Genomic DNA, 16,507 nt, shown 5'->3' with positions numbered 1-16,507 from the left:
TGGCCATGTTTTGACAGCACTAATAACCGAATCCGCAATATCCATGCGGATTTCTGGCATATTTGCCTTGGAAAGGCTCATCAACATTGGGCGATACGTTTCCTTTATCACAGAATTTGAATAAAAATATTGTAGATCATGTTATTTAATTCTTTTAGTTTTTTACTGCTGTTTTTACCTATCACGGCAGTCGTGTTTTTTTCTCTGGCAAAACGCAGTCATCAACTGGCGGCTGGCTGGCTGGCACTGGCATCACTGTTTTTTTATGGCTGGTGGGACTATCGCTACCTGCCTCTGTTGCTAACATCTATCGTATTCAATTATTGGATGGGCTGGCGTATTGGTCACACCGAACGCAGCAAAGCAAAACCATGGCTAGTTGGCGCAATTGCGCTGAATCTTGTCTTACTCGCTTACTTCAAATACGCAGATTTCTATATCACCAGCATCAATGCATTAGCCGGAAGTAATTTTCCGGTATTACACGTCATACTTCCTGTCGGCATTTCTTTTTTTACTTTTACTCAGATCGCCTTTCTCGTCGATACTTATCAGGGCAAAGTCAAAGAGTATCGCTTCATACACTATCTGCTTTTTGTTACCTATTTCCCGCATCTGATTGCCGGACCGGTATTGCATCACAAAGAGATGATGCCGCAATTCGGCGATGCCAAAACCTACCGGTGCTTGCCTGAAAATATTGCCGTCGGCATTGCTATTTTCGCGATGGGCCTAGCAAAAAAAGTCTTGATTGCGGACAGTCTGGCGGTCCATGCGACATTCTTTTTTGATCAGACGGATAGCCCATCTTTATTGGTCGCCTGGGGTGGCGTGCTTGCCTATACGTTTCAGTTGTATTTTGATTTTTCTGGTTACTCTGATATGGCGATAGGCTTATCCCGTTTGTTTGGTATCCGTTTACCGCTGAACTTTAATTCCCCATACAAAGCAGTGAATATCATCGACTTCTGGCGGCGCTGGCATATGACCTTGTCCCGTTTTTTACGCGACTACTTATACATCGCACTGGGTGGCAATCAAAAAGGGCAAGTACGTCGCTATGCGAACCTGATGACGACAATGGTGCTCGGTGGTTTGTGGCATGGCGCAGGCTGGAATTTTGTGATCTGGGGTAGTTTGCATGGCGCCTACCTGATGGTGAATCATGCCTGGGCAGGACTGGCGCATCGTCTGCGATTACCGGTGAGTTCACCAATGTGGCGGCTGTGCAGTATCTGCCTGACTTTTGCGGCGGTATGCTTTGCCTGGGTATTCTTCCGCGCATCGGATTTCAGCAGAGCAAGTGCAATTATTCAGGGCATGCTGAATATGAACGGTATCGGTATTCCCGAAAATATTGGAACCCATCTCGGCGGGCTAAAAGCAATGCTAGAACACTTTGGCGTCACTTTCTACCTGGGTGGCGGTACACGTTTTGTCCAAACCTACACCTGGGTGCTGGTGGCCGCTGCCATCGCTTTTTTTCTGCCCAATACGCAGGAAATTATGGACAAATTTAACCCTGCTCTGGATCATCAATCAGGACAAATCAGCAGCTCGTTTGTTAGGCGCTACCTGACCTGGCAGCCAAGCCTGGCATGGGCAATATGGATAGGCCTGATCCTGGTGGCAAGTCTGCTACTGATTAATCGCCCAGCTGAATTTCTCTATTTTCAGTTTTAAGGAAACGACATGCAGACACAACAAGCCTTTGTCCGTTTTCTTCGTCTGATCATGATCGTCGTAGTCTCCGGTGTTTTTGCAGCGATAGCGATTGTTATAGTGATTGATCCCTACCGACTCTATCGTATCGTGGAGATTGCAGGCATCAATCGGATTAAGCCGCAACCAGATCGCTATCAGGAAGAAATCAAACTGAGCAATGCCCGGCAGCTTAAAGCAACCGCACTCATTTTTGGCAACTCGCGAGCTGAATATGGTTTGAATCCAGATTACGAAGGATTTGCCAAGGCGGGCCTGTCCGGCTACAACATGGCCTTATCTGGTACCAAAATGGGAACGACCAAGCGCGATCTCGCCTATCTACGCAGCATTGGTCAAAAACCAGAATTTATTATTCTCGGGGTCGACTTTTTAGATTATCTGGTTGATGCATCGAAGCCGCCGCTACCGTCCACGCCAGCATCAAAGGTTATTGATAATCCCCATGATGTTACCGGGATTAAATGGCAATTCGATGCACTGTTCTCATTGACCTCAGTGAGCGACGCCATCAAAACGATACGGATTCAAAAAAATACTGAGGCAGAAACGATCAGTTCTCGCGGACTCAATCCTTTGCATGAGTATGAAAAATTTGCACGGGAAGAGGGCTATTACGCTATTTTCCAGCAACGGGCCTTGGAATACGCAAAAACGTTTAGCCACAAACCGCATGATCTGCGCTACCCGCAAACCGATAGCTCGCCTGAGCTGGACGGCTTGCGCGCAACACTGGCCATGATTGCCGCCGATAACTCGGAAGCCCATATCATCATCTATCCCTATCATGCGCAGATTCTGGCTATATTTGATCAAGTCGGTTTATTGCCCGCATTTGAAGCCTGGAAAAAAATCCTGCTCACGGAAGTCAACGCAGCGAATAAGGCGTATCCAAACGCCCAGCTAAAGTTATGGGATTTCAGCGGTTATGGAGCAGCGCAATGTGAAGTGATTCCGGCTAAAGGCGACACCCAGAGCACCACCAAATGGTATTGGGAAGCCGGACATTTCAAGCAAAGCCTGGGAGATGTCATATTGGGGCGCCTGCTGGAAAAACGTACTCACCGGATAGCGGAAGATACGTTTGGTACACAGCTCAGGGAAGAGAATTTCTTAGAAAATCAAATCAGGATCCAAACGGAAAAAGTTGCCTGCAGCCGCACATATCCTTTAGTTTTTACACAGGCAGAAACATTGGCTGCAAAGGAATTAAAGAAGAAATAGGCGTCGATTTTTTTTACAAACACGCAATGAGCAGAGCATCATTTTTTTAAATATCTTTTAATTTCAACAACTTGGAAAATCAGGCTCAATTCTTGCTCTTTTCCTGTGAAAGTTATTGTAAAGGAAAATCATGAAAAAGCATTTAAGCCAATTAGCCCTGCTCGCCGTATTGGCGCCACTGTCTGTGTGCGCTAGCGCAACAACCATTGGTTTCGATCCTCTGACAACTAGCGGCACAGGTTTCGTCAGCCCGGTCAATTACACCGAGAACGGCTTCCTGTTCACCTCAAATGCTGGCTTCGGCTCTGCCCGTACTGGCGATGTGAATTTTTTATACAACGGCCACATCATGACCTGGTACTACGGCTCAACAAGCCTGTTTAATGATGGACTGGGTAACGGTGTCACGACACTGAGCAAAGTTGATGGCAGCGTATTCGAGCTGGACTCTATTGATCTCGCATCGCTAAACGATTACTACACGTTTGAAACGGGTAAAGACATTACCTTTACTGGCAACGTACATGGCGGCGGTACCATTACGCAATCCTTCCAGCTGACGACGAACCTGAGCTTCGATACATTTTTGTTTAGCGGATTCACGAATCTTGACTCCGTCACTTGGGGTCAAGGATTTCCTTATCACCAATTCGACAACTTAGTACTAGACCAAGGAAATACAACTCCGCCAGAAACACCGCCGGGAAATGATGTACCCGAGCCCACATCAATCGCCTTGCTGGGTCTTGGACTGGCCGCACTGGGTATGCGTCGTCGTAAAGTGACGAAGTGATCACCAGATAATCACCTGAGTTAAAACTTTACTCAGTCAATAGAAAAGCTTGCTGATGGCAAGCTTTTTTATTGATGTAACTCTTCCAGAACCGCATCGGTGCGCAGGGCATTCCCTACCTTCACGGATCAAACGATCTCTTTGTCCGCTACTTGCTTAATACGTTGCAGCGCGAGCCTATCAAACCAGGTATCGACTCCTCGCCAGGCCAAGGTCAATTCGCCAGCTTGTTCTTTGTACAGTTGGTTGACGTGACGAGGAAGACCCGCAAGTCCGCTCGTCTTCAGAGGCGACTTGATCATCTTGTTTTGAAAATGCCTGAGGCTGTAACGAATTTTCCGGCGGTAATACAAGCGCAGATCGTGAAAGGAGAAAATTGACAGCGGATCATAGCTAAATCGTGCATGTTCACAAATAAAAATTCTGCGCATGTCCCAGCTTTGCTGAGGATTTAGATCCCAATACGCCAGCGCGCCAATCAAAGAATCATCCCCGATCAAGCCAACTGGCAGTCGCACATTAGACGAACGCAACTGATCGACAAACTTGCCTGACAAGGCGTAAAGATTTCCGCAGAGGCCGCCTTCACGTAATAACTGGTCCTTGTCTTTGTCTCCAATGCCGTCAGCGGGCAAGGCAGCGACTGCATGCGCTTCCGGATGTTGGTGCAATGCCCGCTCCAACTCAGTCAGCGCATCCGGTAAGACCTTGCAATCACCGTCCAAAAAATAGTAATGATCTGCGTGTATCTCAAGATCATGGATGAACACATTCCAGGCATTCGACTTATCCCCGATCTGAATATTTTTTAAGCTACAAAAGTTATTCTCTTGAGCGAATTTTTCCACCAGTTCCCCTGTGTTATCGCTGCTCCCATTGTTTAATACAAGGCACTGATCTCCGTCAGTAATCGCATTTTTCACACTTTGTAAACAAGCAATAATATTTAGCGATTCGTTATGGGCGAAGATCGCGATAAATTTTTTTATTTTTTTATTTTGAACAAGCATTGTGATTACTCCGGCATTACCGCTAACGATCTCATTTGATCTCATTTCACGTCATTCGAAATGACTTTGTTCCATTCATGTAAGGGCGCTGGATTCGCCCATCTCTGATTCAGCCAATGACGTGCCGGATTCTCAATCAGGTAATAAGAAGCAATCCCGCAAACAATAGCTGAAACAAGCGCGATGGTGGCTGGCAATCCATCCCTGTGATGGGCCAAGTAAAAGACCTGCTGCCAAAGATAAATAGAAAAAGACCAAAGCCCTAATTTCTTTAAAGGCCACCACGAGAGGCAACGCTTTACTAAAGGTGGCGCAGTGCTGAGAATATTAAGAACAACTGCAAACAATCCAACTCCGACAAAACCGCGCAGCGGAATAGGCATAGACCACCAATAACACGTCAAGCCAAACACGATCAAAACCGGATAGACAAGAGCAGGCAAAGTCGGGATTTTTACCTTTTGCAGACATAACAAAAGTAAGCCTGAAAACAGAATGCCGTAAGCAGAAATCTCCGAGTGTGCCCACAACTCAAATTCCAATTTTTGCGCAGAAAATAATCTCCAATAGCTTAGTCCAAGAGCAATTGAAACTGCCACCGCGATGGTAAGTGCTAACCGGGCAGTGAGATACTGCTTTCTAACAACAACAGCAACCAAAGTTAGAAAAATGTAGGTATGTTCCTCTACGGACAAAGACCATATATGGCCGAAAGGCATGACTGCGTGTCCAACTGTCCCCGGAAAATAATTATTCAGGAACAGGCTCGCCACACCGGTCTCTGTCCAATCAATCAATTTGCCCGAGAGCAAAAAATAGATCAGCACTATAATCACAAAACTGAAAAAAGCAGGAAATATCCGCGATATGCGACGTTGATAAAATGTTGCAATCGGAACTTCTTTGATGAAAAGTAGCCGGCACATCAGAAAGCCAGACAGCACAAAGAAAAAGTCGACGCCTACCCGTCCAAAGTTAATTCCCGGTATCGAAAAAAAATGGCCGATCAATAAAAACAGGATTGCCAAGCCTCGCCAGCCATCCAGATAATCAACATGCTGATCATTCATGACTACAGCCCTATCTCGATTAGGTTTTACGCAAACCAGAAAACTGCTTGCTAGCATTCATATTGAAACCAGCAGGCTGGATGCGGCCTTCAGAGGCATTCTGTGCCAGGAGGCGCATCCTGCTTGCGGGGTCTTATGTATAAACACGATAGCGTTATTCTCTTCGTATCCTCTGCTCGTCTTTAGTAAGAGGTTTCGGGAGTAAGTTTTGAGATTGCAGTTTTTTATATCGACCTAATCAATGACTCAATATCTGCGACGCAAAACTTGCTCGACTGTTCTGTGTACAGTTTTCCACAGAGGTGAAGTAAGTACAGTGGAATGACTAGACAAGGTGTCCGACGACAGTTGCTGAAATCCACGCATCTGGAAATCAGTTTTATGCTTCGCCATAAATTCACAAAAACGCCGGAAACGCTTGATCATGATGAGGTCGCCGTTATTGCGCTGTGCATTCATCAATTCAAAATTGTGCGAAAGAATCACAAAGGACTGGCGCTGGTTTTTTAAAGCCTGTTGCATCAAGCCCTCTAGCTCCAGATTAGAACAGGCACCGATCTGGGCATGCCGGTGTTTTCCCGTGCCGTCGTCAAAGATCGTCATCGGATATTCCACCACTCCGTCGCAGAGGACAGGGTCATGTAGTACCTGCCCGGGTAACACGCCACTCTCTAGTCCCATCATACTGGCGTTGTAGCTGCTATCGAAGGGAATATGATTCGCTTCCAATGCGTGCAAGGTATCACGGTTAAATCCAAAACTCCCCGCACGGAATGCATTGACGCGGCCACCGTTCGCCTGTTCAATCAATTCCACCCCCTTGGCAATCAGGATGGTTTGTTCTTCCAGCGAAAACTGACGCATGAATTGCCGTTTATGCTCACTGTTTTTGAGCAAGGGTTCACGTGCCTCGTCTACCCATTCCGGATGCATGTGCAACTGGACTTCTTGTCCGTATTCCTGTACCAGGCCAATAATTTCTGCTAAAGGCTCGATACCAAAACGAGTAGCAAACAAAGGCTCAATAAAGAAGACGCCATATAAACCGTGATCGCGCAGTTCTTTTAACTGGTAGCGTAAACCGTATTCACCTCGCGGCGTGCGACCATACACATATTGCTGAAAAGCCTGCGGAAACCGGGCGTCGAGGTTTTTCCATCCTCCACACCAAATTTCTACGTCAACAGTAAAAAACACATTCAACATAAGCAGATAGCAATAAATTTAAAAAAACCAGTAGATCGATCGCCTAAACAGTACCCAGTACCGTCGAGTATCGTCAAAGGTCGCCAAGAGTTGGAGTTATCCGATATTGTTCACTTTGTTAAACAACTGTTCTAGCATCAATCCATCCATAAAAAATTTCGTTGCCCAGTTCGGATAACGATACGTCATATAGCCACCGTTAATCGGGTGTGAACCCTTCATCGCACCGCGCACATGCAAGTCACCGGTAGTTAGGTCTTGAATACACATATTGAAGCGATTGGCTTTTTTTGCATGCTCAACCAAGGCGGTCTCACCTGTCAGCTGCGCCAGACGCAACCAGTTGATCGCCATCTGTGAGTTCCCGGTGACACAGCTCCAGCTCACGACAGTTTTCCATTCCGGCGTGTAGAAGGCATTCAATGCGCCATCATCCCGCTGTTGCGCTGCGACCGCTTTCGCCATGCGCACTGCACGCTCGATATAGTCTTGTCGTCCGGCTGCGACGCCCACTTCTAAAATGCCGCGAATCGAATAGGCAATGGTATGGGTTAATGCGGTCAAGTCCTGATTATCGGATAAACAGTTATCGGGCAACCAGTCGTTCGTATGCGCCCGCGCCAGTGTCCACTCGACATTGGCAATTGCCGCCTCCAGATAACGTGCATTCCCTATGGCTTCGTAAGCACGGACCAGACCGAAGGCTGAGCGTGTGTTGTAGCTATTAAGTTTAGACGTCGTAAAAGGAGACGGAAACCGGCGCCATGCACCGTCTTCATCTTGTGCAGAGACCAGCCAGTCTGACGCTCTTGCCAGTGCAATGCGGAAGCGGTCATCGCCCGTTTCCAGATACGCTTTGGCCCAGCCGAACAGTGCTTGCCCGGTATTAAAAATAGTCGGTGCAACAATCTCCGCATCCATCGTCCCGGCGCGAACACCACCATCCGGAAGCTGGATCTCGCACTCCCATACGGTCATCTTGCGGGCAGCTTCTGCGTATTGAGGTGCATTGTAGTGCTTTGCATAATCATAAAGCGTAGGAATAACGTAACCAGTTGTTTCCGGATAAGACGCGAGCCATTTCTTCGCACGGATATCGTAACTATGCGCGACGCCGTCGTCCGCTGTACCCAACTGCGCCTGAAGTATCCAGTCTGCCGCCGCTTTTAAATGGGTCTCTATGGATTGCGTAGGGAAAACGCTCAGTCCCAACTTATCTTTCACCAATTGCTTCATGTGATTCATTATCTTGTTCCTGATTCTTGTGCCCAGCAGCGCGATTGATCGCTGCCTTGTTCACATATGGATTACCGTTATTGATTAATTTCTGTACTGCAAATATTACTTTTCACGAAAATCGCTGCGCTACTCTGTCCCACATAAAATACACCCAGGGCATAGGATCATTCCAGCGCCAATACGCATCGGCGACAGACAATGAACACGAACGCTCATCAACGACTTTTCCACCTTCTTCAAACGCCCAGCGGTCTGACTGAGGATCACGCCATACCATCGCCTGATCTGGTCGCTTCGCCGCTTGCGGTGTCAATCCGTTCTCATACAGATAAGCAGCAAGCGGCACATTGACACCATTGAATGTCGCGACCTCTTCCTGAAAATCTGTACGGGCTACGGTGGGCTCGATCGTGTAAAACTGACCGTCACGTTCATCACGCTTGTATTCCATACTGCCCATGCCGGTGAATCCGACTTGATCGAAAAATGCCTTAGTCTTTTGCGTCAGTTCTTGATCGTATTCCCATGCAGACGTACAGCTTGCAGTGCCGCCAATACGGATAGGCCATGAGCGAATTTTTCTGCCAGTGAATGAAGCCACCAGTTCGCCCTGCTTGCCCAGATATTGCAGGCAAAAATAGATCTCCGAATCCTTACCCTCAATCCACTCCTGCACCACCATATCAGCAAGTACGGGGTGAATCTCTGCATACATCGTTCGCAATTCGTCAGCAGAAAGTACTTTATAGGCTTTTTTAAACCGCGCACCGTAGGCATAATTTTTTTCACTTGGTTTTAACACGCAAGGGAATTTCAATTGCTCTGCCTGGACAAGATCGTCCATACCCTGCAGCCTAATGGTCCTAGGAATAGGCGCATGATTCGCCTCAGCCAACTCTTGAAATCCTTGTTTGTGCATGAGTGCCATCAGGCGCTCATGTTGCGGCAAACGCAGATGGTAAGCGGTACTCAACTGATCACGGTATTCGGATATCGTCCTGACCGTTTTTTCCTCAGTGGCAAACAACATCAGCGGTACCGTGTAGCCCTTGGAGAAGCTCAATAATTGATCGACTAAGGTCTGACCTTCCAGTGTCGGCACACGCATTTTTTTACCGTAGCGCGATAGCATTGCCGGGGACTTCATATCATTATCCATGACCACTACAGCGACACCCGCACCGCCCAGGCTGCGCACTATCCCTAATGCATTGACGCCGCCACCGAGAACGACTGCTGGCTGATCTGATTTGTAATGTGACATGATGTTATGTAGGTTCTGTGTGACGAATAAATGGCCAGCGGTTGAGACGTGTTTCGGATATACCTAGATCAATTAAGGTCTGACGAATCTGAGCCAGCCCCTTTTTATCTAAATAGACAATCCAGAAAAAGTAACTAATAACGCCGCTGACAATCTCCAGGGCAAGCAAGGCATGCACCGAAGGAATAGAAGAGATCGCAAGCTCGCGCACGGCCAGGACAATAGCTCCCATCGCGACGGTGCCAGACAAGACTGGCCATAGAGTGCGATAGTAGGTCAGCATAGGCATGCCAATCACTTGACTGACATCACGCAATAATTTGACCGACAATAAAGGATAGATCAGCACCCAGACGATAGATACGCCTCGCAGACCATCTACCATGGCACCAACTACAACCCCGAGTAACATTACGACACTGCACATTGCGGTATATGCCGACAGTTTTTTTGCGTTGCCGGTGCTGGTTAGCACTTGGGACAATAAAGGATCAACGGATTTAATCAGCCCCATCAGGCAAAGTGCGCAAAATGGTATCAGGACGTCAATCCAGTCAGGACCAAGCAGCACCATAATTAATTCATGTCCACATACCAGCATCCCGATCAGTACGGGATAAGTGACATAGGCGACTCCACGGGTGAGTTGCAGCATGACCGACGATAACTCAACAAGATTTTTTTGTAGCTTGGAAAATAGAGGAGAAGCGACATTGATCACTAAGGTCGTGATTTGAGCGCTGGGCAAAGTCGCTAATGAAAATGCCATGTCATATATCCCCAGAGATTTCGCTCCGAGCATTTTTCCTACAATGGCCTTATCTGCGTTGGTGTAGAGATACCAGAAAATACGTGTACTCGTCACATGCAATCCATAGATCACCAGGTTGCTGGCCTCACGTATGCCGTAAGCACCACGCGGACGCCAGGAAGAGAGCAAAAAGAATCCGGTACTCGTGACGATGCTGGCCGTCACAAACCCCCAGACCAAAGACCAGACTCCATAACCGAGCAACGCCAGTACCAGACTGACGATACTTTGTATCAGCGTCGCCAGAATATTCACACCAGCAATCGCTTTAAACTGCATTTCCTTGCGCAAGAACGCCATGGGTACCGTACTGAAAGCGCCAAAGATAAAACCGCTTGCCAGTACCGAGATCATTTTCTTTAATTGGGGATGTTCATAAAAATCCGCAATCAAACCACTTGATGCTACCGTCAGGCACACCAGCACACTGCTGACCATCAAGGCAATCACAAAGCAGCCATTCACCTCGGTCGTGGTGAGTTCTGTTTTTTGGACAATAGCCGAGCCGATACCGACTTCATTGAAGAAACCGATAAACCCGATAACAATCATCGCAATCGCGATCAGTCCGTAATCCGCAGGGCTTAAAATCCGCGCCAGAATCAGAGTCGTACCAAGCGAAATTACTTTACCCATGGCGCTACCTAGCCCGAGATGCCCCATCGCCCGGATGGTCTTCGAGCGTAATTCATTACTCATGGTGTGCGCTCTTCATGATGATGGTCAGGATGGATTTCATCGCTTAGTGGTGATGCGACATCATCAAAATGGAGTCAGCAGTACTTTCACTGGCGTCTTCAAATAATTGAGATAGCTGGCGTGCACGGTGTTTGCGGGAGGACGCATAGACCACGGCATCACTGGCAACATGAGCCTGTCCCGCATAAATTTTTTCAACGAAACGTAACAACGCCTCCGTGATCGTATCTGCGGAATTCATCGCCGCAAGATCATGAAATCCGGCGGCATTCAAGACACTCGCTGTATCACCGGCAAGATCGAGCAAGCCAAAAATCGGTTTTCTGGCACGAAAGTATTCATAAATTTTTGCAGGAATCTGACGATTAAAAGGTGTTCCCTGGAACAGCAATAAACCGTCGACTTCCAGCATTTCAGCCAAGGCTTCGCGATAGGGAACCGGATTGGCGACACGCACCATGCCAGTCAGACCATGCTGTTGTATCATCGTTTCGAAGTGTGCATCATCACCAGGTGCGCGCAGAATCACTTCAAAATTGTTTTGGTTTAGCAAACCCTTGGCTTTCAGGTTTGCAATTGCCGCAAAAAAAGCACTTGGATCACGCCCTTCTGTGTACAACACCCCGCTATGTAGAAGCGTGATTTTTGACCGTTCTCCGTTTGCAGGTTGGTGTTTTGCGGCAGCTTCTGCTGCTGCAAAACCATCTTCGTCATAGCCATTTTCGATGACCATGAATTTTTCTTGCGGGACGTCGGGAAACCGTTTTTTGTACGAGTTCGATGCACTTTGCGTGGTGAACATCACTCTGGTGCAGTGCTGCATAGTCTGACGCTCTATCCAGGCGTAAATTTTTCTTTGTAATTTACTCTTGGGATATTCGGATTGCAGCATAGGATCGCGAAAATCTGCCACCCATGGTAAACCGGTCAGCCGCTGCAAACACAGGCCGATCAGATGCGCAGTTGAAATAGGAAAAGTCGACCAGATTACTTTAGGCTGGTAGCGGCGAATCAGATACAGGCCGACAGGCACGGCGGAAAACAACCAGGAAATCCAGCGATCGGGCAAAGCGATAATTTCAGGATAGCGTCCTGCAATACCGAGGTGACGTTTAGCATCAAGAGCGTACGAGCGTTTGATGATGGTAGCCGGTGGCAATTGATTCAGCTGCGAAGAATTTTTTTGCTCATACGCCATAGGATGCGCCGATAACACCATCGGCTCCCATCCGCATTCTGGCAAATTTCTCGTGAAACTCAAGGTACGTTGTATGCCGCTGCTCGCCGATTGTGGTGGAAAATGGAAGGCAATCAGCAAGGCACGTTTTTTTATATCATGAATATTCCGGTCACCGTAAGAGCCAAGACCAGCAAGCCAGCGCAACAAGCGCAGCTGGAACAGGAACGGCGTCACATCCCATGGACGACTCCGTGGAATTTGATAGAAATCATCATTCTTCGATGCCGCTCCAATCGCGGTCGTGAACGCGGCGACGTAGCCGGCATCCTTCGCCATCGCCAGATGTCGTGCATCAAAATCTTTACCCACTTTGCCGTTCGGATAAGCGAATAGCCGCAGGGGCTTACCGATGATTTCTTCCAGCACTTTTTTGCTGCCAACGATTTCATAGCGGGCGACATCATCATCGAGCTTGGTCAGGATAGGATGGGTAATCGTATGACCGCCGATCTCAATACCAGCCTTGGTGAGATTGACCAGCATGTCACGCGTCAGCATTAAGCCTGCGCTGGATTTGTCTCCCGTGAGTTTTTCTAATTTCAGAATGACGTTTAAACGATCATCCGACGACAGATATTTTGAGCCGTCGTTAATTGCTTTGATTAGTTGACGACGGTCAGCAAGGCTATGCAATGTATGGACGCCCATACCGATGTCCTGCAGATCGAGTGCTCCGTCAGGTGCGCGGCGGATCGCTTCGATGATCCGATCATTCCACATATTGCCTTCGCCAAGATAGGCCGTGGTGACAAATACGGTGGCGGGTAAATTGAATTCTTTTAAGATAGGCAAAGCCAGATCATGCGTAGACCGGTAACCGTCGTCAAAAGTAATGCACACGGCGCGTGGCGGCAGGCGGTCTTCTTTCATGGCAAGGACTGCCTCGTGCAGCGGCAGCACATTGAAGTGCTCTGCCAGAACTTTCATCTGCCAATAAAAAGTAGCGACATCCGGCTCATTATCCAGCAAAGGATCGGCATGTTCGAGAATCCGGTGATACGTGATGATGCAGACGCGCTTTTGTTTGCTCAGACGCGCAATACTGTTGCCCATGATGCGGATGAACGCAGAGGTCAGGAGGCCGTTCTTTGTATGCACAGTCATGTATTGCAGCCCCGCTAGTCAAGCATGGAAATAGGTTGGCGAAAAGTGACGCGGTTCACACCTTCAGCAAGTAATTTATTTGCAAAATGATATGAAACCGCAATGTTACAATAAATGCACGAAAATTCATATGCTCACGATGCAACGGACACGGCAATTGGCGGTATTTCTGCTGCCTGCGCAGCGTCCTGCTCACGCTGCTGGTAGGCCCTGATGATGTCTGGCAAGATTTTATGTTCGAGCACAATCACAATCGCAAAAAGCGCGTAAATCATGTCGAAATAGGCAAAGCTCAATGCGGCGCCACCGATGGCATACGCAAATATCGACAGCCGTAACATCGTCGCCAGACTGAATAGCCATTCTGGCCCGTTGGCTGCACGCGTCTTTTTGGCGACACGGCCCGCATTCAGGAAAGACAGGCCAAGAATAGAAACAAAAATAATCAGGCCGCCGAAACCGTGATCGCCGAGCACCTGAAAATAGATACTGTGCGCAGCCCGCGACAGGAACGGGTTTGGTACCGCAGAACCAGTGTAGAAGAACGAATACAGATCAAAATCCTGAGACAAGGCATACCAGATCTGACCATTCTCCAGGGCTTTGAAGCCACCGCCAAACAACGGATTTTTGGCGGCCAGAATGAACGATAATTTCCACGCAATCACCCGCCCCATGAACGAACCGTCCTGACTGGCATTGCTGATCGTATCCATGCGCGAAAACCACTCTGCCGGAATCAAACCAATCATCGCACTGCCGATACAAACGAACAGGAAAGCGAATAGCAGCTTTCTTTTACTTTTGATGAACAGATAGCCGCCAACTGATGCCAGAGCAATCATACCGCCGCGTGAACTGGTGCCGATAATCGCCGTGACCACCAGCACAATCAGTCCCAGTAAACCGAATTTGAGCACCCAGGATTTTTTCCCGTACTCACCCAATAAATAAAAACAGATAGGCAATAACATCGCCATCGCCAGTGACAGTTCGTTACGATCCCCCAGGACGTGGCCTGCCATCCCTTCGATGTTATGTGCGCCACCGCTGGCGACATATTTCAAGCCTTCGACACCAGCATAAAAACCGACAGAAAAAATCATGCACCAGAGGAAAAAATCAATATGCAATTTCTTTTCCATGATGAGGAGCACGAACAGAAAGAGCGCCAGAACCTTGGCGAGTCGCCCCCAAAAATCCCAGGTCACCTCGGCAATACCGACACAAAAAATACTGCTCAGCGTCGTCCAGATAAAAAATAACAGTACCAGGCCGGCAACGCCGGTAAGTTTGACTTTGGGTTTATTTTTTGAAAGGAAAAAAACACCGATCGTGAGCGCCGCAAACAATAAGTTGTAGCGGATCGTAGTGGCCATGCCATAGACCCAGCCGTTCGGATTGAATAAGGCAGTCCAGATCCACAAACCAAGGCCGATAAACGGACGCCTGAAGATGGAGTACACCAGGAGCGGCAAGATCGCCAATAAAAAAATATCACGCATGCAGCTCTCTATTCAACGCTATGTTCTGCTTGATGTTGCATCTGATGTTGCGCATGATGTTCCTCCTGACGCAAAACCCGGGCTTTGACTTGTTCTGCCTGCGCCTCTTGCTCAGCGTTATCCTGACGAATCGCCCAGAAACACAAATACACCAGGGCTAACAGGTTGATACTCCACAGGGCGCTTTCCACAATATATCCTCACTCAGATGGCCTGTAATCGTCAGTTCACTATCAGGCGGGGCGGGAAGCAATGATTAGAAAAAACATATACTCCCCCTTATTTTTTATAAACAATACTAATTCCGCACTGTTTATGCAGGCGTTGTAAATATACTCAGTCCAGTATATTTAATATCAGTCATTCGGCTGACAACAACTACGATCGCTTCTGACGCTTGTTATTCAGAATTTTTTCAAACAGCGCGAGCTGTCCTTGCGTGGTCGCGTCCCAACTGAACTGTTCCGCATAACGACGCGTCGCCGCCCGGTCGGGATAATGCTCTTGCAAATGCCGCACCGCCTGCACCAGGCTGGCAGGCGTCCGCTCCGCCATCAGCACACCGGCATCCGGCGACGCCACGACCTCCGGCGTACCCCACACGGTACTGGCTACGACAGGCGTGCCGCATGCCATGGATTCCAGCAAAACATTCGCCCAACCCTCGCGCTCAGAAGCGAGAATCATAGCATCGGCAGCACCGTAATACGTTCTTAATTCATCTTGCCGCAGAGCACCTAAAAAATTAACGCGATCGCTGACCCTGAGCTCTTTCGCCAGGTTCTCTAACGACTGTTTTAAGATGCCACTCCCGGCAATCAGCAATCTCATTTCCGGTAACAAGGGCAAGGACCGGATAATCAGCTCATGTCCCTTGACCGGCACCAGATGGCCGACCGTGAGCAGGGTGAATGTACTTAAACCCAGCTCCTTGCGAGCACTCTCTCGGTCAACCGGACGAAACAATTGCAAATCAACACCATTGCGCAGAGAAACAATGTGATCCTGATTCACGCCCAAGCGCACCAACTCATCTTTCAAGGCGTTGCAGACAGTGATCACACCGCTGGCATTGGCGGCAGCCTCAAGGATTAATTTCCTGGGACGAGGATACGAGGGCAACAAGGTAATGTCCGAACCCCGAGCCGTAATCACGACCGGTTTATTGAAATATTTTCCAAGCTTGGTCGCGGCAACACCATCGGGATAAAAATAATGCGCATCGATCAGATCGAAGTCATATCCCTCGTCCATCATGCGGCCGATGCACGGTCTGGCAGCCATTGCCAGCATATGCGGCGCGATATGCATACCGACTTTGGGTGGCAAGAAATAACGCGGATGGTCGACCTGGATGTCAAAGCGTATCTCATGCTCAGGCACTTTGGCAAAACTCGCATACTGACCAAACACAGGATGGGTAGCGGGAAACCACGGCACCGGCGCGACCACCCGCGATATCGCCTGACCGCTCGCCAGCAGATGACGCAAACGTGTTTCTACGAAAATACCGTGGCCTGGTCGCTGTGCGTTCGGAAATAGGGTGCTAAAAGTTAATAGCTGCATCGGTTTTGCATTGTTTTTAGTTTTGCTCAGGTCGTGCCAGCTGACTTTTAGTCC

The 16,507-nt window shown here is 48.4% G+C and carries 13 protein-coding genes; 3 read left to right on the top strand and 10 right to left on the bottom strand.

What is annotated here, in order from left to right; translation table 11 throughout:
- Positions 1–138: 138 nt before the first annotated feature.
- From ACO0LE_RS03845 to ACO0LE_RS03835, 3 genes are all read left to right on the top strand, one after another.
- Positions 139–1,683, top strand: coding sequence for an MBOAT family O-acyltransferase (locus tag ACO0LE_RS03845; protein WP_422959090.1), 1,545 nt, complete (start codon positions 139–141; stop codon positions 1,681–1,683).
- Between the two features lie 9 nt (positions 1,684–1,692).
- A complete protein-coding gene (locus ACO0LE_RS03840; protein WP_422959089.1) occupies positions 1,693–2,946 on the top strand; it encodes a hypothetical protein in 1,254 nt (417 codons plus the stop codon).
- A gap of 130 nt (positions 2,947–3,076) precedes the next feature.
- Positions 3,077–3,739, top strand: coding sequence for a PEP-CTERM sorting domain-containing protein (locus ACO0LE_RS03835; RefSeq protein ID WP_422959088.1), 663 nt, complete (start codon positions 3,077–3,079; stop codon positions 3,737–3,739).
- Between the two features lie 128 nt (positions 3,740–3,867).
- Here ACO0LE_RS03835 and ACO0LE_RS03830 read toward each other — a convergent pair whose 3' ends face one another.
- The 10 genes from ACO0LE_RS03830 to ACO0LE_RS03785 all read right to left on the bottom strand — a co-directional run bounded on the left by ACO0LE_RS03830 (position 3,868) and on the right by ACO0LE_RS03785 (position 16,453).
- Positions 3,868–4,749: a glycosyltransferase family 2 protein gene (locus ACO0LE_RS03830; RefSeq protein ID WP_422959087.1), complete on the bottom strand. Its 882-nt coding sequence runs from the start codon at positions 4,747–4,749 to the stop codon at positions 3,868–3,870.
- Between the two features lie 41 nt (positions 4,750–4,790).
- Positions 4,791–5,819, bottom strand: a complete 1,029-nt coding sequence (locus tag ACO0LE_RS03825) for an acyltransferase family protein (protein ID WP_422959086.1) — start codon at positions 5,817–5,819, stop codon at positions 4,791–4,793.
- Positions 5,820–6,065: 246 nt separating this feature from the next.
- Positions 6,066–7,025, bottom strand: coding sequence for a polysaccharide deacetylase family protein (locus tag ACO0LE_RS03820; RefSeq protein WP_422959085.1), 960 nt, complete (start codon positions 7,023–7,025; stop codon positions 6,066–6,068).
- A 96-nt stretch (positions 7,026–7,121) separates the two neighbouring features.
- Positions 7,122–8,270: a hypothetical protein gene (locus tag ACO0LE_RS03815; protein WP_422959084.1), complete on the bottom strand. Its 1,149-nt coding sequence runs from the start codon at positions 8,268–8,270 to the stop codon at positions 7,122–7,124.
- Positions 8,271–8,373: 103 nt separating this feature from the next.
- Entirely contained in the window at positions 8,374–9,528 is a 1,155-nt protein-coding gene (locus ACO0LE_RS03810; RefSeq protein ID WP_422959083.1) for a carboxylate--amine ligase, read from the bottom strand.
- 4 nt (positions 9,529–9,532) lie between these two features.
- Complete coding sequence (locus ACO0LE_RS03805; protein ID WP_422959082.1) at positions 9,533–11,038, bottom strand: lipopolysaccharide biosynthesis protein; 1,506 nt, start codon at positions 11,036–11,038, stop codon at positions 9,533–9,535.
- Between the two features lie 43 nt (positions 11,039–11,081).
- Positions 11,082–13,382, bottom strand: coding sequence for a polysaccharide deacetylase family protein (locus ACO0LE_RS03800; RefSeq protein WP_422959081.1), 2,301 nt, complete (start codon positions 13,380–13,382; stop codon positions 11,082–11,084).
- 134 nt (positions 13,383–13,516) lie between these two features.
- Positions 13,517–14,887, bottom strand: a complete 1,371-nt coding sequence (locus ACO0LE_RS03795) for a putative O-glycosylation ligase, exosortase A system-associated (protein ID WP_422959080.1) — start codon at positions 14,885–14,887, stop codon at positions 13,517–13,519.
- A gap of 8 nt (positions 14,888–14,895) precedes the next feature.
- Positions 14,896–15,078, bottom strand: coding sequence for a hypothetical protein (locus ACO0LE_RS03790; protein ID WP_422959079.1), 183 nt, complete (start codon positions 15,076–15,078; stop codon positions 14,896–14,898).
- 187 nt (positions 15,079–15,265) lie between these two features.
- A complete protein-coding gene (locus tag ACO0LE_RS03785) occupies positions 15,266–16,453 on the bottom strand; it encodes a glycosyltransferase family 4 protein (protein ID WP_422959078.1) in 1,188 nt (395 codons plus the stop codon).
- Positions 16,454–16,507 lie beyond the last annotated feature (54 nt).

The organism is Undibacterium sp. Xuan67W, from assembly GCF_049340165.1.
Classification (GTDB): domain Bacteria; phylum Pseudomonadota; class Gammaproteobacteria; order Burkholderiales; family Burkholderiaceae_D; genus Undibacterium.
Note: the sequence above shows the minus strand (reverse complement) of the source record. Positions and strands in the feature narration are given on the sequence as shown.